The following is a 19,072-nucleotide window of genomic DNA, read 5'->3' on the forward strand; positions in this document are numbered from 1 at the left end:
CTGCCGCGAGAGGTTGCCTGTCTTTACGGTGCTGTTGTTTACGGTGCCGTCTCCAAAAACTTGGAATCCGGATTTTTGTCCATTGCTGTCCGCATAGCATATTCGTTCTCGAACAGAGCGACATAGTTGCCCTTCTTATCTTTCACGAGCGTCGAGTTGATTCGGAACTTGGACGGATCGATTCGCTCATCGACGATCCATCTGGCGAACTGGAAGCTCATCCGGTGCAGTTGCACCTCTACGCCGTACTCCATCCGCATCCGATGCTCGAACACCTCGAACTGCAGCTGGCCGACGACGCCCAGTATCGTCTCGTCGAAATTGCCGGTGGAATAGAATACTTGAATCGTACCTTCCTCCGTCAGCTGATCCAATCCCTTCTGATACTGCTTGTGCTTCAGCGCGTTCTTCACGGTCACCTTCGCGAATATCTCCGGAGAGAACGTCGGCAGCTCGTCGAAGACGATATCCGTCTTCTGTGACAGCGAATCGCCGATCCGGAAGATGCCGGGATCGAACAGACCGATAATATCGCCAGGATAAGCGACATCGACGATATCCCGATCCTGCGCCAGGAACTGCTGCGGCTGGGACAGCTTGATCTGCTTCCCGTTGCGGACGTGGCGCACAGCCATTCCCCGCTCGAAGCGACCGGAGCAGATGCGCAGGAATGCAATGCGGTCGCGATGCGCCGGATTCATATTCGCTTGAATCTTGAATACATAGCCGCTGAAGTTCTCGTCCGTCGGAGCGATCTCTCCCTCCGTGCTGATGCGCGGCGTTGGTTTCGGCGCAAGCTGCAGGAAGTTCTCCAGGAATGTCTGTACGCCGAAGTTGTTCACGGCGCTGCCGAAGAAGATCGGTGTCAGCTCGCCTGCCTGCACCTTGTCGAGGTCGAATGGATCGCCTGCGACGTCCAGCAGCTCCAACTCCTCGATAAGCTGATCCGCCATATAGTCGCCGGCCATCTCGCGAATGACGGAATCGCGATAGTCGCTAACGGGACGCACTTCGATCTTGGAATGATCGTCCCCCTGGAACAGTTCCACCTGATTTTTCATCCGGTCGTAGACGCCTGACAGCTCGCGTCCCATGCCGATCGGCCAGTTCATCGGCACCGAGCGGATGCCCAGCACCTGCTCCAGCTCCTCCATCAGCTCGAACGGGCTCTTCCCTTCACGGTCCAGCTTGTTGATGAAGGTGAAGATCGGAATGCCTCTCTTGCGGCATACCTGGAACAGCTTGATCGTCTGCGCTTCCACGCCCTTCGCGACGTCGATCAGCATGACCGCGCTGTCCGCCGCTGTCAGTGTACGGTACGTATCCTCACTGAAGTCCTGGTGACCCGGCGTATCCAATATGTTGATACGGTGGCCCATATAATCGAATTGCATAACGGACGAAGTAACGGAGATGCCCCGCTGCTTCTCGATCTCCATCCAGTCGGATGTCGCATGCTTGCTCGCCTTCCGGGCCTTGACCGACCCTGCAAGCCGAATGGCTCCTCCGAACAGGAGGAGCTTCTCGGTCAGGGTTGTCTTCCCTGCATCGGGATGGGAGATAATGGCGAACGTACGCCTTTTCTCGACTTCCTTTTTTATTTCGTTGCTTAATGTATCGCTCATGCTTGCCTTCCCTTCACCAATCTCCGTATCGGATAACCGCCTGCGATTATGTACCGCTATTCGTTATCCATATGACATTATCTTCATCTTGGCCGTTCACCGGCCACCAGTGGAACCCGTCTTTGTCCAGCAGCTTCACAGCCGCTTCCGGTCCCCACGAGCCTGCGGAGTAGAACTCCAGATCGTTGCTGTCTTCCCGCCAAGCCTTCGCAATTTCATCTACGAACGCCCAGGCATGGGACACTTCGTCCCAGCGTGTGAAGTAAGTGGAATCGCCGCGCGCTGCATCGTGAATGAGCCGCTCATAAGCTTCCGGCGTGTTGATGCCGATCTGACAGCTCTGGCAGAACTCCATCGATACCGGCTGAACCTCGTTGTCGGAGCCCGGCTTCTTGGCATTGATTTTAATATAGATGCCTTCCATCGGATTGACGCGAATGACAAGCAAGTTGGGAGCGAGCTTCTGACGCTGTCCGAACAAGATGTTCTGCGCCTCGGACTTGAATTCCACCACGACCTCCGTCGTCTTCACAGGAAGCCGCTTGCCCGTACGGATATAGAACGGCACGCCCGCCCAGCGGAAGTTGTCCACGAACACTTTCGCTGCGAAGTACGTCTCCGTCGTCGATTGCTCATCGACGGAATCCTCCTGACGGTAGCCTGGCAGCTCCTTCTCTCCTACTTGCCCCGTCGTATATTGACCGCGTACAACATTGCTGCGGACCTCCTCGCCGGAAGAATAACCGCGCAGCGACCGGAGCACCTTCACCTTCTCGTCGCGGATATCCTCGCCGTGCAGACGGCTTGGCGGCTCCATTGCAATCATCGTCAGCATCTGCAGCATATGGTTCTGTCCCATATCGCGCAGCGCGCCGGATTTGTCGTAGTAGCCGCCGCGTTCTTCTACCCCTACCGTTTCGGACAAGGTGATCTGAACGTTGGCAATATGATTATTATTCCACAATGGCTCGAAGAATCCGTTGGCGAACCGGATCACTTCGATATTTTGCACCATTTCCTTGCCCAGGTAGTGATCGATCCGGAAGATTTCTTCTTCCTTGAACACTTGGTTCAACTGTTCGTTCAACTGCTGCGCGGAAGGCAGATCGTAGCCGAACGGCTTCTCGATAACAAGTCGGTGCCAGCCCTTCGTCTCCAACATTCCGCCGTCTCTCAGATTGAACGATACAGGACCGAATAGCGACGGAGCAAGGGCAAGATAGAACAAGCGATTGCCCGGAATATCGAAGCGCTCCTCCAGTTCCATAGACAGCGCGTTCAACTCGCGGAAGCCGTCAACGTTATTGATGTCAAGCGACATATACACAAAGTGCTGTGCGAAGGCATGCCACAGCTCCACGTCATCCGCTTTGTAGCGGCAAAATTCATTTATGGAATCGTACAAATCGGAGCGGAACTGCTCATTTGTACGAGGGCGGCGCGCCAATCCTACGACTGCAAAGTTGTTCGAAAGCTTGCCTTCTTTATATAAACTGAATAATGCAGGAAACAACTTGCGGCGCGCCAAGTCGCCGGTAGCTCCGAACAAATAGTAAACCGCACCTTGCGGGGCGACAGCTTCAAATGATGTGTTCTGGGTCATTTGCCTCATTCTTTCTGTTATTTTTTAGACAATTCACATGTTATGTAGTGTATCATATTCAAAACCTGTACGCCATTGTATAGGTCATAAAAAATAATGATAAGCAACGTAAATTCTTCTAATCGATCATTCTGCTAGAACTCTCCGGAAATAAGCGGTACGCCGATCGTCAGCTTCCGGGCATCCGATTCCGTATCTTCATGCAGTGCAAGCTGAAGATTGGCCGTTCGTCCCTGCGCGACGGCAATTCCGCTCCTCAACTGCCCGGAATACAAGGTGCGGCTAATGGTGCCCGTATCTTTGTACTTCTCCCTCTCCTCGGCCAGAGCCAGCCGCTGCAGCGTATCTGCGGCATTCCCATGCTTCGTATAGCCGCTTGCCTTCATGCTGACGGCATAAGGCGCTGAATGCGCCTCCACTAGCGTCGATAATCGGTTCGCCGCTTCCAGCAGTCGCTGCAAGGTCATGGGCTGCTCTCCCTTCGCTTCCAGCAGCAGCATATAGCGATCGTAATCGCCCTGGCGCTCCACCTTATACCAACCGATGGCTTCCCCTCCTGCCGGCATACGAGCGGATATGACTTCGCCATCCTCCGTGACGGTCTTGTCAAGCGGAGTACCGTCTTCATGGCGGAATATTGTATCCGCCAGCCGCTCCGCTTCTTCTGCAGCTATCGTAACATCCCAGCGCAGCGTCCATTCCGCAGCGCCGGCACCGCCCAGGAAGAGCTCGTCGCTCCAATCCCAGAGCTGACCCAGATCATGAATCGCCATATCCTGCGTCTGCTCCTGACTGCTCCCGTTAATCGATTGCACGGATGCCGCAATGCACAGCATCGCAAGCAGCAACAGCGGCAGCAGCCACGGATAGATGGCCTTGCGCTTGCTCGATCCCTCTCTCTCCCGCTTCCGAACGTGCTCGTCATGACCGAGCGGAAGAGCTTTGTCCTTCGGAATATACATAAGCAGCATGCCCCCTTATACCCAAGAGCTCGTGTTCGCACACATAAGCCCTGGCATGAATAAGATGCCTGTATACATGGGATGCAGAACCTCCCTACTAATTTGACTCCGGTACGGGATTTTCCTGCCTGTTCGCCGCCATGTCACGCATTTCACCCAACCGCAAATTTCGACTTCACCGTTCGCCAGTCTTCTCGCACTATCTCTTGTACACTTGCCGTATCCGGTAACGAAGAAAACAGGTCAGGAGGGATCAGCTTGGCAGATTATGCTAGCAGCATTAGAAGAATCGAACACACTTCCGATTATACGCCTATCCGCTCCTTGAATCGCTACGCGATTCCGCCACAGCGGTATACGGAAGGGATAGCCGGGGAATGCCGAAGCGAATGGAGCAAGCAGTACTTTCAAGCTGCGGACAGCGCAGCGGAGTGGTTGAAGCAGGCGAGAGCTGCGCAGACGGAGCTGGACAATCTTCACCGGCAGTTGGGGAGCTCCGGATGGGAGGAGCGTTCTATGGACATTCGGAATTCTCTGTCCAGGTTGATTGCTTCACTGCAAGACAGCTACAGGCAGCATGCAGGTTATCTTCATGAAGAGGTATGGAGCGTCATCGCACTCGCCTTGAGGCATCCGGCAATCGAGGCGCTCGCTATTGAAGCTGATGGCAGCGAGGAAGCGCACATGGAAGAACCGCTTGATGCTTCGCATGTCAAGCGGCTGCTGGGCGGAACTGACGGACTGCTGACGGAGCTGAACCGCGCGCTCAGCTATGCGGAACAGCGCAGGGGAATCGATCTGCTCAAGCTGCCATTCCCCTCTGCTTATCCTTACGCCATGTATTATGGAGCAATGTATACGTACTGGCCGCTGCCGGCAAGAGGATTGCTGGTCAACAAGTACTACTGACTCCGTTATTCCGCAATGCCGTGCTTGTGCGCGTATATAGCCGCCTGGGTGCGGTCTTCCACATGAAGCTTGTTGAATATATTGGTAATATGGAATTTCACCGTCTTCACCCCGATATAGAGCTGATCGGCAATTTCCTGATTGGACAAGCCTTGCGAGACGCGCAAGAGTACTTCCATCTCGCGTTCGGTCAGATCTTCATGCAATGCGGCCTGCTCTTGCTGCTTCGGCTGCCTGAAGCGATTCATCATCTTCGCGGCTACCTGCGACTCCAGAACGGACTGCCCTCTAGAAGCCGCTCGAATCGCTTCCGCAATTTCATTCGCCCTGGACGTCTTCAGCAAGTAGCTGAACGCTCCCGCTTCGATGACGGGATACAGCTTGCTGTCGTCTATAAAGCTGGTCAGAACGATCACCTTGCAGTCGGGATGCTGCGCGAGCAGCTTCTCCGTCGTCTCGACGCCGTCCATGCCTTCCATGACGAGGTCCATCAGCACCACATCGGGCTTATAGAGCTGGGCCATCCGTATGCCGTCCACTCCGTTGCTCGCTTCGCCGACAACTTCAATGCCATCCTCCGTGTCCAGCACGGCTGCCAGGCCAATCCGCACCATCTCATGATCGTCTACAAGCAATACCTTGATTGCTTCCTCCATCTTCTCCCTACCCCTTCCATGATTCATCCGCGCTAACTGATGGCCGAACCGGCGTTCATCGGTATCCACAAGTGAACGGTCGTGCCTTCGCCCGGCTGGGAGATCATCTGCAACGCCCCTCCCAGCTCGTTAACCCGTTCCTCCATCGTCAGCAATCCGTAGGAGGTCTGCTTCTTCTCCTCCAGATCGAATCCGATTCCGCTGTCCTGCAAGGTCATGTGCACCTTGTCGTCCAGTCGGAGCAGACGTATATGCATGCTGTCCGCCTTTGCATGCCGCAGCGTGTTGGACAGCGCTTCCTGGGCAATTCGGAACAGGTGGTCCTCGGCTTGCGGCAGCAATTGAATGGTCTTATCCACTTCCAATGTAATTTTCATCGGAATTTTCTGCTGCAGCTCGTCCACCAGCACCGTCAAGGCTTGACCCAGGTTTTTCCCGTCCAGATGAACGGGGCGCAGATGGAGCAGCAATGCCCGCATCTCGGATTGGGCAACCGCAGCCATCTCCTCGATTAACTGCACTTGCCGTCTGGCGCGCTCCCAGTCCTTCTCGATCGTTCGGCTTACGGCAGTTGCCGTCATGGATATCGCGAACAGCTGCTGACTTACCGCATCGTGAAGCTCTCTGGCCAGCCGCTGCCTCTCTTCAATAACGGCCGTGAATCTGACCTTCGCCTTCCATTCCTGATTCTCGTCCGCTTGCGCTGCCTCCGCCTCTCCCTCTCCTTCGCCGCTAGGCAAAGTAACGGCGAACTTGCGCCTCACCTGTTGCTCCGTCAGACGCTTCAATGTCGCTTTAAGCTTGGAGTTTTGCAGATAACCGTTCAATGTCGCGGCAGCCAGGGCGATACCGACCCCGCTCAAGCCGATAATGGCCCACTTTCCCTGCAAGGTCAACAGCTCGATTACGCCGATGCCTTGCAGAACGATGATGACGAAGCTCATAATGATGAGCAGCCATAAGACCATCTCGATCGCATTTCGCTTGCGTGCCGCCTTCTCCGGCGCTTGCCCGTCTTTATTCTGCCCTTCGTGCATACCCCTTCATCGCCCCTTGCCGCCTATTGTTTCACTGTGTAGCTCTACGCATGAAAGAGCAGACCGCCGTTATCGGTCCGCTGCTTTCATTATACAGATGATTTAGTTGGTTTCGGAAGCTTTGGCGCCGTTAATTTTGTTCTTCATTGCTTCCAGCTGCTCATCCACCTGCATGCGGCGCTCAATATCCGCGGAGCTGACCGGCGATGGGGAGGAGCCTACGGCATAAGGAGCGCGCATAACGTCGGCTTCCGCTTCCATTTGCATAATTTTCTCTTCCATCCGATGGAAGCCGCGCGATGCGGAGCCGCTGTCGATCGTATGGTTCGTCGTCAGCTGAGCCATCTGCTTCTGTGCCTTCGCCACTTGTGCACGGGATACCAGCTCGTTGCGCTTATTGCGCAGCTGATAGAACTCTTCTTTCATGCCATGCAGCTGCTGCATCAATTCCTCGGCTTGCGCCTTCGTGCTGGCATGCAGGTTGCTGTATTCCGTTACCTTCTGATCGAAGTACAGCTTCTCTTCCAACAGCTTGCGCGTCAGTTCTTCCTGTCCCGCTCTCAGAGCGGCTTCCGCCTTGGATTCACGCTCGGCGACATTGCGAATCGCGTCGTCCAGGCGCTGCTGCATGCGGCGCTCGTTCGCCATTTGTTTCGCTACTGTCACTTCCGCTTGATGAATTTCCGTCTCCATGTCACGCAAGTATTGATTCAGCATGACGATCGGGTCCTCCACTTTATCCAGCAACTCGTTCATCGAAGCCTTCGTCATATCCTTCATTCTTTTGAAAATACCCATATTATGATTCTCCCTTCTCGTATTGAGCCAATTTTGATTTCAGTTCTTCAATCTCTCGACGCAGCGCTTTCTTCTCCAAGTCGTCCATCATGCTATCGAATTGCGAATTGGGTGCCGGTTCCTCATAAGCATTGCCCATGCCCTGCTTCCATCCGCCCGGTTGGGCATTGTAGTGGTATCCTCCGCCATTGCCGTAGTGCGGACCTGGGCCTGGACCTGGACTCGGACCTTGACCCGTATAGTGTCCATATCCGCTGCCCAGAGCTCCGTGACCGCCTGGTCCGTATCCATTGTAGATCGGAGGCTCTTTGGGCACCACCAAAGCGGCAACCAAGTAGATGAGAATGACCGTTCCGCTGGACAATATAGTGATGATGATCAGCAGAATTCGAAGCAATGTCGCGTCGACATTCAGCATCTCGCCCAATCCGCCGCACAGGCCGGAAAGCTTTTTGTCCCGTCTGGAGCGATATAGTTTCCTCAACTTGACCATCCTTCCTTCTTAAGCTTTCGTTTCAATTCCTCAAGCTCTTGTTCAATCGCAGAGCCGACCGAACGGCCAATCTGATCTCCCAGTCCCGTTCCCGCTCTTCTGATGTCGCGCAGGCTCCGGGCTTCATGCTCCATGTCGGAGATGCGGTCCTCCATTCTTCTGAAGACGGTGCCGGGATGTCCGCCGTCGCCTACCCCATTCTGCATGCGCTGGTTCATGCGCTGCTGCAGCTTGAGCGATTCCATGCGGGCTACATAATATTCGCGCTTGTCGTATACCGTCTGATATTCGCTTCTTAGCTGCCGCAGTTGCTCTTCCAGATCCAACGTATTCTGTCTGCTCTGCTCGTACAATTCTCTATATTGCGTCGACCGTTCCTCACAGCTTGCCTTCTCATGGAGCGCCATCCGGGCCAGGCTCTCTTCCCCCGCCTTCAGAGCGGTGTACGCTTGCTGCTCGCGGCGCTCCCTCTGCTGTTCGGCGCTCAGCCACTGCGATTTCAATTGACCGCTGTGATTCATGTATTGCTGATACAGCTTCTCTGCCGCGATGATTTCTTCCCTGGTGGACCAGAGGAACTGATCAATCATGCGAACGGGGTCCTCCGCCTTCTCCAATCGCTCATTCAATGTCGCTACCGTAATATCTCGTATTCGCCGTACGATGCTCATCCCTCATATCCTCCAATCAGTATGATCTTCTGCCGCCGCTTGAGCCGCCTTTGAACAATGTAATGCCGGCTACAATCAGGCCGATTGCCAAGATCAGCAGCAGAACGCTGCCCAGCTTGCTCATGAGCATAATCGCTCCAATCGCCACTAACGCCCCGCCGATCATCTTCTTCCCGTTCATCCAACCGTATATCCCGAATCCGATCAGTATGAACGGGAGCATCCAGCCGAATATGGCTCCGATTCTGATGTCGAAGATGTTAAGCACTGCCAGAGCACCGATGATGACGAGCAGTACGCCTAACGCGCTTTTCCCATTCATTGGAATCCCCATCCCCTTTCCCTCGATTAGAATTTACTCATAAAGCTCGTTGACCATGTTGCGGTTGTTCTTGCTTATGTACTTAGTATAGATGCTTTAACCCCTTGATAAAACGGACTTTTGGCGGTTTCTGCACTAGACCTAGGTCGAGTCTCGCACCCGCCCTGAGGGGGAGTATTGGGAATGAGTCCATATTTTACAGCTTAAACCGCTTGCAAATGCTGTGATACGGTATAGCTACCAACCAGGAGGTGCTATCAAACGTGAGACCAAATATATTCAAGAAAACGATTATAGCAGGAGTCGTATCGACAGCATTGCTTACTGCCGGCATCGTGCCGCTTCCGATGGACGGACATGGACAAGCCTATGCGGCAAGCGCTTCATCGAAGTCGGCGAAGATCGAGCGAACAATCCAATTAGGCGGCAAGTATCTTGGCACGCCTTACGAGTTCGGTTCCAACCGCAATACGACGACGACTTTTGATTGCTCCGACTTTGTAAAACATATATTCAAGAAAGCCGCCGGCAAGACGATTCCGGGTTCATCCCGCACACAAGCGGCCTACGTGAAGAAGTATTCTACACCCAAAACAAGCTGGTCCAGCTTGAAGCGCGGCGATCTCGTATTCTTCATGTCGTACAAGGGATCTTCCAAGTCCAGCTATACGAAGCTCAACAAGTCGAAGCAAACCGTAACTCATGTGGCGCTTTATCTCGGCAACGGTCGTATCCTGCACACGTATTCCAAGAAAAGCGGCGGCGTACGCGTCGATTCCGTGAAAGGTACGCAGTGGGAATACCGCATGATCTTCGGCGGCAGCGTATTGTAAGTGGCAAATGCACAACAAATGAAACAAGGGCAGCGATCCGCAATTGATCGCTGCCCTTGCTATTATATAATGAAGTTTTAAGGCGCACTTCTCAATAACGCCGTAATCTCATCGAAAGTCATCTCGCCGCTGACGATATCGACGATACGCCCGTCACCGTCAAGCAGCAGGCTGAGCGGCAAGCCGGTAACGCCATACCGCTTCTTCACTTCTTGCTGCCCGTCCAGCAGTACCGGGAATGTCAACTCGTAGCGTTGCATGAAGCGGTTCACTTTCTCCCCGGATTCTCCAACGTTGACGGCCAGTACTTCCACGTCTTCATTAAGCTTGTAGGCCTCGTTCATCATGGGAAGCTCATTCACGCAAGGCGTGCACCAGGAAGCCCAGAAGTTAATGAGCACCGGCTGCTTCCTTTCGCCGTAATCCTGCAGCTTCACAGACCCGCCGTCCCAAGTATTCAGCGTGAAGTCAGGCGCTAGGTCTCCGATCGCGGGCGGCTCAGGGGTTGCCTCCCCCTTGAAGACGACCCATGCGCATATTGCCGCTAACGCAAGGAATATGCTCCACTGCAGCCATTGTCTGCGCTTCGCTTTCACCCTCCCTTTGCCCCCGTCGCACTCCGCACCGGAGCTGAAGCATCGGCCCCGCTATATAAGGAAGAGAAAGCCGGCATCCATTCCGATGTGCCCAGTTGCTCGCGTATTTCTTCAGCTGTTCCATCCAAGGCAACCGCTCCCTCGTTCAAAAATACAATTCTGTCCGCTGCCGACGCCGCGATCTGCAACTGATGGGTGGAGAACAGAACGGTCTGTCCTTGTCCGGCAGCCTGGCGCACAAGCCGGACGAATTCATCCATCCAATAAGGGTCAAGCCCGTTCGTCGGTTCGTCCATGAGCAGCAGGGGCGGCCTTGCAAGCTGCGCTTGCGCATAAAGCACCCGCTGTCTCATCCCTTTGGAGAAGGAGGTGACCGGCTTGCTGCCCGTCTCCTGCAGTCCGACCTGTTGCAGCCGCTCAATAGCGGACTGCTTCGACAATCCCTTCAGCTTAGCCCAGAACGTCATTGTCTCCATCGCAGTCATGCCAGAGCTGAAGCGATAGTCGTCCGGCATGTAGCCGATCTGCTCGGCATATCGGATGCGATCCTGCCTCCACGCCAGCCCGCCGATTCGGATGCTGCCGCAATCCGGCTGCATGATCCCGGCAACCATGCGCAGCACCGTGCTCTTGCCCGCTCCGTTGCCGCCGCAAAGCGCGACAATCTGTCCCTTATTCATGCTTAGACTGAAGTCCTTAATAACAGGCTGCTTCTTTATCGTCTTCCCTATCCCGTCTATCGTGACGAATGCTTCAGACACGCTTCCTCCTCCTCTCCCACAGCCCAATCGACATCCCCGTTAGCATGCCAATCCATAAGCCAACCGCGAGGACGAAAGCGATCGTACCGGACGGAGTGCGCACCCACTTCACCCACTCATAGTAGTCCGGCCCCAGCACTGCCCCTCCGCCAAGCTTGACGACAATGAACAACCGGGACAGCTCTGCCGGATTCAGCGCCGTCAGCGCGGATACCGCCGGCTTGATCCACATGTAGGGCATCATGCCCAATGCGGCAATGAGCAATGCAGGCCAAGCGATAACGGTGAAGAACCATATTCCGACCGACACGGTCAATGCCTGCCAACGATTACTCGCAAGCGTACCGATCAGCAACGCGATCGCTGTATACATCAACACCAATGAAACGGACAACGCGAGCAATAATATATAAGCTTGCAAGCTGAAGCCTTGACCCGTCAGGAAGCCGATTGAGCCGGCCAGGCCGAACCCGATGGCAACGATGCTGATCATGACGACGATCAGTCCTGCGTATTTGCCAGCAAGAAATGCGCTCGTTCGAAGAGGATACGTAGAGAGCAGCTCCCCATTCCCCTCTTCCTTCTCGCCCGTTAACGAGAAGGAGCCCAGCATTAACGCCATCAACGGCAGCAGATAGAGAATCAGATTCATCATCGTTCCCGTAATGCCGGAATAACCTTCCGCATAGCCTTGCGCGTTGATCAGCAGCAAGCTCAGCATGAATAACGAGAACAACGCCATGAAAGAATAAGACCATGGATTGCGCAATCCCATCTTGATTTCTCTCAGGGAGACTTGAACGGCATGGCTCACGAATGGTGATCCTCTTTGTCCATATGCTCCTCCTGTGCCTGATGCTCTCCTTGGTCCATATGCTCCTTGCTGTCCATATCGTGCGAGTGATCATGCGAATCCTCATGCCCTTGCATCATGTCGCGATTCACTTCCCATGAATGAAAAGCCAGCTCCTCGGCCGTCATTAGCTTGCCCATGCCCTGCTCCTTTACGAAGCTCTCGGCGTCTTCTTTCTTTTCGAATGAGACGATGCCGTAGGCCATCGGCGTCTTCAACGATTGATCGTAGACATAATACGCTTTCTCATAATTAAGCCATTGCTTGCTGTTGTAATCGCGAACGAAGGAGGCTCCGATTGTTGCCGTACCGTTCTCCTTCTTCCAAGTGTTCATACAGCCGATATCGTCGAATTTCAACGATTGTCCATCCGTCGTAATGATTTGTGTCGCATATTGATCATCCTTCACCGCCATATTGCAGATCGCGCATCGATCTGTTTCTTCATTAATAGCTTCCGGCTTATACTCTTGCTTGCCGCATGCTGCCAATACAGTAATAACAATGACCAGCATTGCAGTAACCGTCCATCTCTTCATCTTCATCTATCCCTTCTCCTCATCGCAAATAATAAACTTCCTGCTCCAATCAGCATACAGGTGCCCAATATTCCAGTTAGCCCATTCGCAGTTCCCGACGATGGGTCGGCGATTGATGGAAGCGGCAACAGCAATGGAGCCTCGTCTCGCGCCCAATCGCTTCGCTGCGATTGATACAACCCTTCCAGAAAAACCATGCCAGGTGATTGGAAAAACAGTTGGAACACCGGCTTCTTCTTCACCAGCGTCTCGAAAAACGGATTGACGGCATAAGGAATATCGCTGCTGCCGTCCCCGGTAGCATCAATGCCTTGGAAGGAATCCCAGAAGTTCTCCTTTATCTCGTTCCCGCTGCTGCTTCTCGCTCCGGCATCATTGACGTTGCCAATAAACGAATTGTGCTGAATGATATTACCTTCCGAAGACAGCAGCTGCAGACCGGTAAAATTGTTAATCATCTCATTGTTCTCAATCGTGTTGCTCGCAGATTGCTCGATATACAGGCCGACGCGATTACCTTCCGTTATGTTGTTTCGCAGAATCGAATGATGCGCATCGTACAGCAGAATGCCTTGTGAATTTACGTTTTCATTTTGCTTGGCGAATTCGTTGCGCTCCACGATCACCTCTTGCACCGACATGATCATAGCGCCGGTAATGTTCATCGACCCGATATTGTCCTGAACGACCGTCCCCTTCGTATACATACAATGCACACCATAGCGGGAGTGCCGGATCGTATTGGCTGCGACCAGCGTATCATCGCTATTCTCCATATAAATGCCGTCATACATGGCGACTATGCTGTTGCCTCGCAACTCCGCCGCATGAGCTTCAAAGAGATCGATGCCATTCCCGCGTTGAAAAATTTTCGTACGATCCGAAGCGCCCCATGTGATGCTGCTGCTGTCCACCTTGCCGCCTTGCGTTCCCCGAAGCTGAATGCCATCGGAGCCTGTGGCAATGCTCAGCCCCTTCAGAAGTACACGGTCGCCTTCCACTAGCACGCTTGGCGCTTCCTTCATGGACTCGTCATTGACCGTTATTCCGACGATGGACACATCGTCAGCAGTGATCGAAATAGCCGGCTCCTCGCTCTCGTTCGTCACCGTAACCGTTGCATCCTGCTCCGCAATGAGCGAGATTGTCTTGGCAATACGAATAGGACCAGTGTACGATCCGGAAGGAATAACGATCTTCGCTCCCGGATCTGCATGATCGATGAGAGCCTGCAACGAAGAACCGCTTGCCGCAATCTCGGGCGGATGGTGCAGCCATTGAACCGCTGTAATCGAAAGCAGTATGAGCAGACCTATCGCACTTCTCCTCCATTGCCCTCCCGCATTCATCGTTCCTTCACCTCAAGCAGCTTTTTCTTGGTCACATGCAGCTCATCTTCGTATAGATGAATATACACGTTGTATATGCCCTTCTTCGGGAAAGTGAAGCTTCCGGTAAATTGTCCATTCCCGGTATAAGCTGCATCGACCAGCTTCACCTTGCCGTCCACACGGATATCGAATTGGACTTCGGCCGTCTCTGCGAACTCCGCACCCGTGAACGACGTCATCAGTTCCACCTGTTCTCCGGCCATGACAATGTCGGGATTCGTATCAAGCGACGCTTCTACGTCCATCGGATCTATTCCTGCCGGCGCTTGCTCGGAGCAACCCGCCATGACGAACAAGACAAGAACGATAAGAGACATTTTACTTATGCATAATCTCATTGCTTATCACCCCCCTGCTCTTCAGTTCCCTTAGCCATTATAGCCAGCAGCACCATGTTTCCACATGACTACAAAGAGCTATGGAGGCGCAGGAAAAATGACAATCTTGAAACAAATCATCTTCGTGATAATTTCATGTCCGAAACATAGAATATTGCCATAGAATGAGGTAAGAATGAAGCGATTGCAATTTGGGAAATTATAATAGAAGAACCAAAATAAACTTGGCGAGGTGGTGTTGAAAAATGAAGACAGTCATCAAAAGCCGGGTGCCGAAAATGGCTATCATCATTTTTCTTGTGGCGCTAATCGTATCGTTCTTCGGATACTATCGATTAGCTGATTACATCGTCTATCCCGCAGTACCTGTTGAGATCGAAGCGAAATTTCTGTCGGAAGCATACTTCTCCCAGCTTTCCGAGCAATATGCCCGCATTCGTTCGGAATATCGAAGATGGTATCTATTTGACCATTCCAAATCGATAGCGGCTCATGCCATCCTGGTTCGAATGATGAGCGATTTGAGGAAGCAACCTGAAGCGCTGGATGGACATGATCACTTTGAACGTTTCTTCGATACATTCGACAGGGCTGTCAGGCAGCTTCCATATACGACCGAGGAGATTCATTATTTCCGTAATGAACTGAATCGGTACGGAGAAGCGCCTGAGCGATTGGAAGAAATGGTCGAGCTTGCAGCATGCGGCAAATGGCGGCTGTACAGTGCCAGGTATCACCGGTATGAAGTTAAGGAGCTGGATGCTGCCTATCAGGTGAAGTTTATATCGGACAACGGTCGCTTCGAAGCGGTCTATCATACAGAGACGGGACAGATTGTGACCGATCCCGTTAACATGGGCACCTATAATTATGCGCCTGGCAGCATCTATCCATGGAAGGACATCCTTCATCATCAATATGACAAGCTGCCTTGGATGAAGTGGGGCAATACCAATCAGGTATCGTATGAGGAGATTGTGCAGAGGAAGACGAGACACGGCTCCATTGAGCAGCAGACTAACACGGAAGAACTCCAGCAGTTGATTCGAAGTAGAATGTTAGAATTACAAGAAGATCGCCTATCCAACCTGTTATGCCAGGTGGTTTGGCGATCTCCTTAACGTTCCGGTAGACTCCGCAGATTCATTGCGTAAGATTCAATCCATGACCTTCCTTTATGGTTCCAGCATACGGTTGACGATGAAGGACAATTCATACATTCCAATCATACCGTCCCCATCCAAATCATACTCCGGCTTCCATCCGGCATCGCCTTCTCTCTTGCCGTAGTGTACGGCCGCAATTCCGACATCACCAATATCGATGACGCCATCGCCGTTCAAATTGCCGGTATCGCTTGTAATGACATAACCTTGAAACAATTCAACCGCATCATCCAAGTTCTCTTTGGCGAGCATAATCTGCGACAGTGTTGCAGAAGGATCATCCGCTTGGACCGTCGCGCTGGCGATCGCGGCCAGCAGCACCGAATAGGCGTAATCCGGATACTGACCATCCTGGATACCGACAACCGCCGTATCCGCAACAGCCTGTGCCGCGGCAATCGAGGCAAGCAAGGCGGATTTATCCGCATTGATTTGCACCGATAGCTTTGCATTTGTCAGATTAGCCGGCTGCGTTCCCCCGCTTCCATCAGCCAGAATGGCTTTCGTGATTTCGATCTCTCCGAACTCCGCCTCCCCTGCGGCAGCAGTGAACGCAATATCGAGCATGGGAGCGCCGCCGTTCATCATGCTGTCTTCACCGGGATGCACAAGGATGTATCGCACAGTAGCCGCTGCCGGTTCATGATATACAGACTGGATGACCGTCCGGGCATTCGCGGGCACCGCATTCTGATAAACGAATAGTTCAGGGTTATAAGTTATGGTGACATCCTGAGCCGACACATTGACCATATTTGATAAGTCATATTGCATAGTAAATGTTTCGTTCGCATTGACCGAGCCTGGGCCGTCAAGGCCAGCGAACGCTTCGTTTGGCGGCGGATCGGATGAGTAGCTTGCCTCGAATTCGATCAGCCGCGCAATTTTATCGTTTGTATGAGCAGAGGAGCCGCCCCAGGACGGTTTTGTAATGTTCATTCTCATGGCCGTTGTTTGAATCGGCGTAAATGTGATGTCATTATGTTGACCGTAAAACCCGTCCTTCTCGTTATCTGTAACCGAAGCAAGCACTTTCCATTCCAAACCATCCAAGTATTCAATTGTGAAATCGCGAATGTGCCAATTGCTTCCTCCAACGTTTCCACTCCATATTTTGACCCGGTTGATCGTCTGAGGAACGGCCCAATCAAGTTGGAAGAAATGATTCATCTCGGTGTCTTGTGACAACCAACGGGTATGCAATCTGCCGTCAACGGCATTTTCCTTCACATGCGTTCCGTCTGTGGAATCGACAGTCAATTGAGCCAATTGCGCAACGTTATTGACTATGATCGGACCGAACATGCCGGAAGGCTCCGATGTGCCGCTTGCATTTTTGGCTTTAACTTGATAGTAGTATGGCATTCCGCTATTTGCCGAAGCATCTTTGAACGGTATCTCGGATGCCAAGACGTTCGAACCTACCACCGTCCAGGGCCCACTGGGATCGGTCGCCCGTTCCACATCGTACGATTCCGCCCATGTCACCTTCCCCCATGTTATGGCGGAAACAGATTGGAACGGATACAAGACGGGCGCAATGGGAACAGGAAGCACGCTGGATGCCATCACCGGACCCACCATGTTGGAAGGTTCCGATATACCCGCTATATTAACGGCCTTGATCCTGTAATAATACATTTCGCCTTCGATGAAGTCTGAATCTTGATAGGGTACGAACGGAATATCACTGTCCAGTACATTGTCCCCTACAACTGCCCATGGGCCGTTCGGATCCGTAGCTCGTTCAATCCTATAGGTTTCCGCTCCTACCGATCCTCTCCACCATATCCCGAGAACCGATTCGATCGGCAGCAAGCTCGGTGCATCCGGGACTTCTCTCGGCGGCACAGAGAGGCCGCGTATCTCGTAAGCCTTTTCACGAATCAACTGCATGACGGCCGTTTCATCGTAAGCCTCCCCTGAAGGAAATCCCGGCCAACGATAATCTCCGTTGTAAAACCCGCCGTCCTTGTTGTGAAATTTCAGCGTCCACAGCATGGCGCCCGATGTCCCGTTCTGGATCACTTCATTGAACAGATTGGTGAAGTTCGACGTGGATGAGCCGCCGAATTCGCCGATAATAAGTGCTTTCTTTCCTTTGCTCAACGCTCTGTCGGCTTCGGCGCGCAGAGCATAGTCGGCGCCTCCGCCCTCATAATAATGGTTGGAAACGATATCAATATTGGGATCATCCAGAGAAGCCGCCGCAATGCCATAATGACCGTCCATGACGAGATGATTAGAATCTACGCTTTTAATGTACGCAGCCATTTCGCTTGTCCAGTCGTCTGGAGAATATAGCTCGTTCCCCGTTTCCCACGCGAGAATCGCTTTGTCGTCTTTATACTTGACTCCTGTATACGTATTCGTACGGTTCAACACATAGTTGACCAAATGCTTGTAATCTTCCTTCAGTTCAGGATCTGTATAGAATTCGTCCTGGGTCTTGCCGCGCAATGCTGCGAAATGTTTCACCCCACCGACATGGTCCCATGTATCGATGAAGGGAATGATCACACGTATTCCGTATTGATTAGCCAGCTTCAGCACGTAATCCAGATCCATGAAGTAATCCTCGTCATAATCTCTCCATCCGTTGATATGCCTCTTCTCGCTTCCGTATGCAATACTGCCTTTAATCGTAAAGGTATACAGCCGAGTTGCGGTTGCGCCCATCTGCTGCAGCGACTTGAACACATCCTCCTGTTCCCAAGGATCGGCGCGATGCCATTCCGGAGCAGGGATATAGGTCAGATTGGAGCTGTTTATGGAAATAAATCGAAATTCGGACAAGCCGTCCATCAATTTATCGCCGCTTCGGGTAACAAAATTGTTGAGCCCTGAGGAGAAATCGGAGAACACTTCAATTTCCGCAAGCCGGGCGATTTTGTCCTCCGGGCCATAAGAGCCGCCCCAGCTCGGCTTTGTAATATGAAGCCTCAGTTTGGAAGCGGTTACCGTTTCAAAGACGAAGTGATTGTAATGCCCGAGGTTATTGTCCTTGTCATTGTCAACAACAGATGCAATGGTGATCCAGTCGGCCCCGTTCCAATAATCGAGCGTGTAATCGCGAATATGCCAATTATGATTGCCTGTTCCCACATTGCCGCTCCAGACTTTAACCTCATGGAAGGACTGCGGATTTCCCCAAGTCATTTCGAAAGTATGTTCATAAGAAGTATCTCCAGATACCCACCGCGACGATGTGCTTCCGTCCACAGCCAGATTTGCCGTATTGCCTTCGGTTACCGAATCAACTTGAAGCTCAGCGGACCCGGCAATATTGACCGAGTCGGTCGATTGTTCCGCTTCCGCAATTAAACCGCTTACAGGAAACAGACCGAATATAAGCAATAAGGCCAATACCATCAAAATTGTTTTATTGCCGCCCATCATCTGTTCCCCTCCCCTGCTTTACTGTTGTTGAGCAATTCCATTTCCACATGTCGTAACCTCCTGATTTATATGATGTTGTGCATGTTCATCATGGAGGGGAATGCAGCCATATTGCAAGGA

At 52.6% G+C, this 19,072-nt stretch carries 19 protein-coding genes; 3 read left to right on the top strand and 16 right to left on the bottom strand.

All coding sequences use genetic code 11. The annotated features are described in order from the left end of the window. Positions 1 to 38 precede the first annotated feature (38 nt). The 3 genes from M6D81_RS24990 to M6D81_RS25000 all read right to left on the bottom strand — a co-directional run bounded on the left by M6D81_RS24990 (position 39) and on the right by M6D81_RS25000 (position 4,190). A complete protein-coding gene (locus M6D81_RS24990; protein ID WP_262679898.1) occupies positions 39 to 1,625 on the bottom strand; it encodes a peptide chain release factor 3 in 1,587 nt (528 codons plus the stop codon). Between the two features lie 46 nt (positions 1,626 to 1,671). Continuing rightward, positions 1,672 to 3,228: a glucose-6-phosphate dehydrogenase gene (gene zwf / locus M6D81_RS24995; protein WP_262679899.1), complete on the bottom strand. Its 1,557-nt coding sequence runs from the start codon at positions 3,226 to 3,228 to the stop codon at positions 1,672 to 1,674. 134 nt (positions 3,229 to 3,362) lie between these two features. Next, positions 3,363 to 4,190, bottom strand: a complete 828-nt coding sequence (locus M6D81_RS25000) for a YwmB family TATA-box binding protein (protein WP_262679900.1) — start codon at positions 4,188 to 4,190, stop codon at positions 3,363 to 3,365. A gap of 258 nt (positions 4,191 to 4,448) precedes the next feature. Here M6D81_RS25000 and M6D81_RS25005 point away from each other — a divergent pair, with 258 nt between their 5' ends. Then, the gene (locus tag M6D81_RS25005) at positions 4,449 to 5,099 is read left to right on the top strand and encodes a hypothetical protein (protein ID WP_262679901.1); all 651 of its coding nucleotides are present in this window, start codon (positions 4,449 to 4,451) and stop codon (positions 5,097 to 5,099) included. 5 nt (positions 5,100 to 5,104) lie between these two features. On the opposite strand, the gene M6D81_RS25010 is transcribed toward M6D81_RS25005, so the two are convergent. From M6D81_RS25010 to M6D81_RS25035, 6 genes are all read right to left on the bottom strand, one after another. Continuing rightward, a complete protein-coding gene (locus tag M6D81_RS25010; RefSeq protein WP_262679902.1) occupies positions 5,105 to 5,755 on the bottom strand; it encodes a response regulator in 651 nt (216 codons plus the stop codon). A gap of 32 nt (positions 5,756 to 5,787) precedes the next feature. After that, complete coding sequence (locus M6D81_RS25015; RefSeq protein ID WP_262679903.1) at positions 5,788 to 6,792, bottom strand: sensor histidine kinase; 1,005 nt, start codon at positions 6,790 to 6,792, stop codon at positions 5,788 to 5,790. Between the two features lie 102 nt (positions 6,793 to 6,894). Continuing rightward, positions 6,895 to 7,590: a PspA/IM30 family protein gene (locus M6D81_RS25020; RefSeq protein ID WP_262679904.1), complete on the bottom strand. Its 696-nt coding sequence runs from the start codon at positions 7,588 to 7,590 to the stop codon at positions 6,895 to 6,897. A gap of 1 nt (position 7,591) precedes the next feature. Further along, the gene (locus M6D81_RS25025; RefSeq protein WP_262679905.1) at positions 7,592 to 8,083 is read right to left on the bottom strand and encodes a PspC domain-containing protein; all 492 of its coding nucleotides are present in this window, start codon (positions 8,081 to 8,083) and stop codon (positions 7,592 to 7,594) included. Continuing rightward, positions 8,071 to 8,754 (bottom strand): PspA/IM30 family protein, encoded by a 684-nt coding sequence (locus M6D81_RS25030; protein WP_262679906.1) that lies wholly within the window; start codon positions 8,752 to 8,754, stop codon positions 8,071 to 8,073. Before M6D81_RS25030 ends, M6D81_RS25025 begins: the two co-directional genes overlap by 13 nt. Positions 8,755 to 8,770: 16 nt before the next feature. After that, complete coding sequence (locus tag M6D81_RS25035; RefSeq protein WP_262679907.1) at positions 8,771 to 9,076, bottom strand: LiaF transmembrane domain-containing protein; 306 nt, start codon at positions 9,074 to 9,076, stop codon at positions 8,771 to 8,773. A 263-nt stretch (positions 9,077 to 9,339) separates the two neighbouring features. Here M6D81_RS25035 and M6D81_RS25040 point away from each other — a divergent pair, with 263 nt between their 5' ends. Beyond that, positions 9,340 to 9,909 carry a C40 family peptidase gene (locus M6D81_RS25040; protein ID WP_262679908.1) on the top strand — a complete coding sequence of 190 codons (570 nt, stop codon included), beginning with the start codon at positions 9,340 to 9,342 and terminating at the stop codon, positions 9,907 to 9,909. 77 nt (positions 9,910 to 9,986) lie between these two features. Here the strand turns inward: M6D81_RS25040 and M6D81_RS25045 are convergent, their stop codons facing one another. From M6D81_RS25045 to M6D81_RS25070, 6 genes are read right to left on the bottom strand one after another with little or no spacing between them, the layout of a single operon-like run. Next, positions 9,987 to 10,505, bottom strand: coding sequence for a redoxin domain-containing protein (locus M6D81_RS25045; protein WP_262679909.1), 519 nt, complete (start codon positions 10,503 to 10,505; stop codon positions 9,987 to 9,989). Further along, positions 10,502 to 11,266 carry an ABC transporter ATP-binding protein gene (locus tag M6D81_RS25050; RefSeq protein WP_262679910.1) on the bottom strand — a complete coding sequence of 255 codons (765 nt, stop codon included), beginning with the start codon at positions 11,264 to 11,266 and terminating at the stop codon, positions 10,502 to 10,504. Before M6D81_RS25050 ends, M6D81_RS25045 begins: the two co-directional genes overlap by 4 nt. Then, entirely contained in the window at positions 11,259 to 12,041 is a 783-nt protein-coding gene (locus M6D81_RS25055) for an ABC transporter permease (protein WP_262679926.1), read from the bottom strand. Before M6D81_RS25055 ends, M6D81_RS25050 begins: the two co-directional genes overlap by 8 nt. A 35-nt stretch (positions 12,042 to 12,076) precedes the next feature. Next, complete coding sequence (locus M6D81_RS25060) at positions 12,077 to 12,664, bottom strand: nitrous oxide reductase accessory protein NosL (protein WP_262679911.1); 588 nt, start codon at positions 12,662 to 12,664, stop codon at positions 12,077 to 12,079. Further along, a complete protein-coding gene (locus M6D81_RS25065) occupies positions 12,661 to 14,007 on the bottom strand; it encodes a right-handed parallel beta-helix repeat-containing protein (protein WP_262679912.1) in 1,347 nt (448 codons plus the stop codon). Before M6D81_RS25065 ends, M6D81_RS25060 begins: the two co-directional genes overlap by 4 nt. Further along, positions 14,004 to 14,387: a hypothetical protein gene (locus M6D81_RS25070; protein ID WP_262679913.1), complete on the bottom strand. Its 384-nt coding sequence runs from the start codon at positions 14,385 to 14,387 to the stop codon at positions 14,004 to 14,006. The genes M6D81_RS25065 and M6D81_RS25070 overlap by 4 nt, the downstream gene beginning before the upstream one ends. Before the next feature lie 245 nt (positions 14,388 to 14,632). On the opposite strand from M6D81_RS25070, the gene M6D81_RS25075 reads away from it, so the two are divergent. Next, positions 14,633 to 15,508 carry a hypothetical protein gene (locus tag M6D81_RS25075; protein WP_262679914.1) on the top strand — a complete coding sequence of 292 codons (876 nt, stop codon included), beginning with the start codon at positions 14,633 to 14,635 and terminating at the stop codon, positions 15,506 to 15,508. 54 nt (positions 15,509 to 15,562) lie between these two features. Here M6D81_RS25075 and M6D81_RS25080 read toward each other — a convergent pair whose 3' ends face one another. Beyond that, positions 15,563 to 18,952, bottom strand: coding sequence for a discoidin domain-containing protein (locus M6D81_RS25080; RefSeq protein WP_262679915.1), 3,390 nt, complete (start codon positions 18,950 to 18,952; stop codon positions 15,563 to 15,565). Positions 18,953 to 19,072 lie beyond the last annotated feature (120 nt).

Source organism: Paenibacillus sp. J5C2022, from assembly GCF_025567625.1.
Lineage (GTDB): Bacteria > Bacillota > Bacilli > Paenibacillales > Paenibacillaceae > Pristimantibacillus.

What these genes read in the sequence shown, in the direction of transcription:
- M6D81_RS25060 (WP_262679911.1), bottom strand. Translation starts at nt 12,664, where the DNA reads ATGAAGATGAAGAGATGGACGGTTACTGCAATGCTGGTCATTGTTATT.
- M6D81_RS25000 (WP_262679900.1), bottom strand. Translation starts at nt 4,190, where the DNA reads ATGTATATTCCGAAGGACAAAGCTCTTCCGCTCGGTCATGACGAGCAC.
- M6D81_RS25020 (WP_262679904.1), bottom strand. Translation starts at nt 7,590, where the DNA reads ATGGGTATTTTCAAAAGAATGAAGGATATGACGAAGGCTTCGATGAAC.
- zwf (WP_262679899.1), bottom strand. Translation starts at nt 3,228, where the DNA reads ATGACCCAGAACACATCATTTGAAGCTGTCGCCCCGCAAGGTGCGGTT.
- M6D81_RS25015 (WP_262679903.1), bottom strand. Translation starts at nt 6,792, where the DNA reads ATGCACGAAGGGCAGAATAAAGACGGGCAAGCGCCGGAGAAGGCGGCA.
- M6D81_RS25010 (WP_262679902.1), bottom strand. Translation starts at nt 5,755, where the DNA reads ATGGAGGAAGCAATCAAGGTATTGCTTGTAGACGATCATGAGATGGTG.
- M6D81_RS25080 (WP_262679915.1), bottom strand. Translation starts at nt 18,952, where the DNA reads ATGATGGGCGGCAATAAAACAATTTTGATGGTATTGGCCTTATTGCTT.
- M6D81_RS24990 (WP_262679898.1), bottom strand. Translation starts at nt 1,625, where the DNA reads ATGAGCGATACATTAAGCAACGAAATAAAAAAGGAAGTCGAGAAAAGG.
- M6D81_RS25055 (WP_262679926.1), bottom strand. Translation starts at nt 12,041, where the DNA reads ATGGGATTGCGCAATCCATGGTCTTATTCTTTCATGGCGTTGTTCTCG.
- M6D81_RS25070 (WP_262679913.1), bottom strand. Translation starts at nt 14,387, where the DNA reads ATGAGATTATGCATAAGTAAAATGTCTCTTATCGTTCTTGTCTTGTTC.
- M6D81_RS25035 (WP_262679907.1), bottom strand. Translation starts at nt 9,076, where the DNA reads ATGAATGGGAAAAGCGCGTTAGGCGTACTGCTCGTCATCATCGGTGCT.
- M6D81_RS25075 (WP_262679914.1), top strand. Translation starts at nt 14,633, where the DNA reads ATGAAGACAGTCATCAAAAGCCGGGTGCCGAAAATGGCTATCATCATT.
- M6D81_RS25065 (WP_262679912.1), bottom strand. Translation starts at nt 14,007, where the DNA reads ATGAATGCGGGAGGGCAATGGAGGAGAAGTGCGATAGGTCTGCTCATA.
- M6D81_RS25025 (WP_262679905.1), bottom strand. Translation starts at nt 8,083, where the DNA reads ATGGTCAAGTTGAGGAAACTATATCGCTCCAGACGGGACAAAAAGCTT.
- M6D81_RS25030 (WP_262679906.1), bottom strand. Translation starts at nt 8,754, where the DNA reads ATGAGCATCGTACGGCGAATACGAGATATTACGGTAGCGACATTGAAT.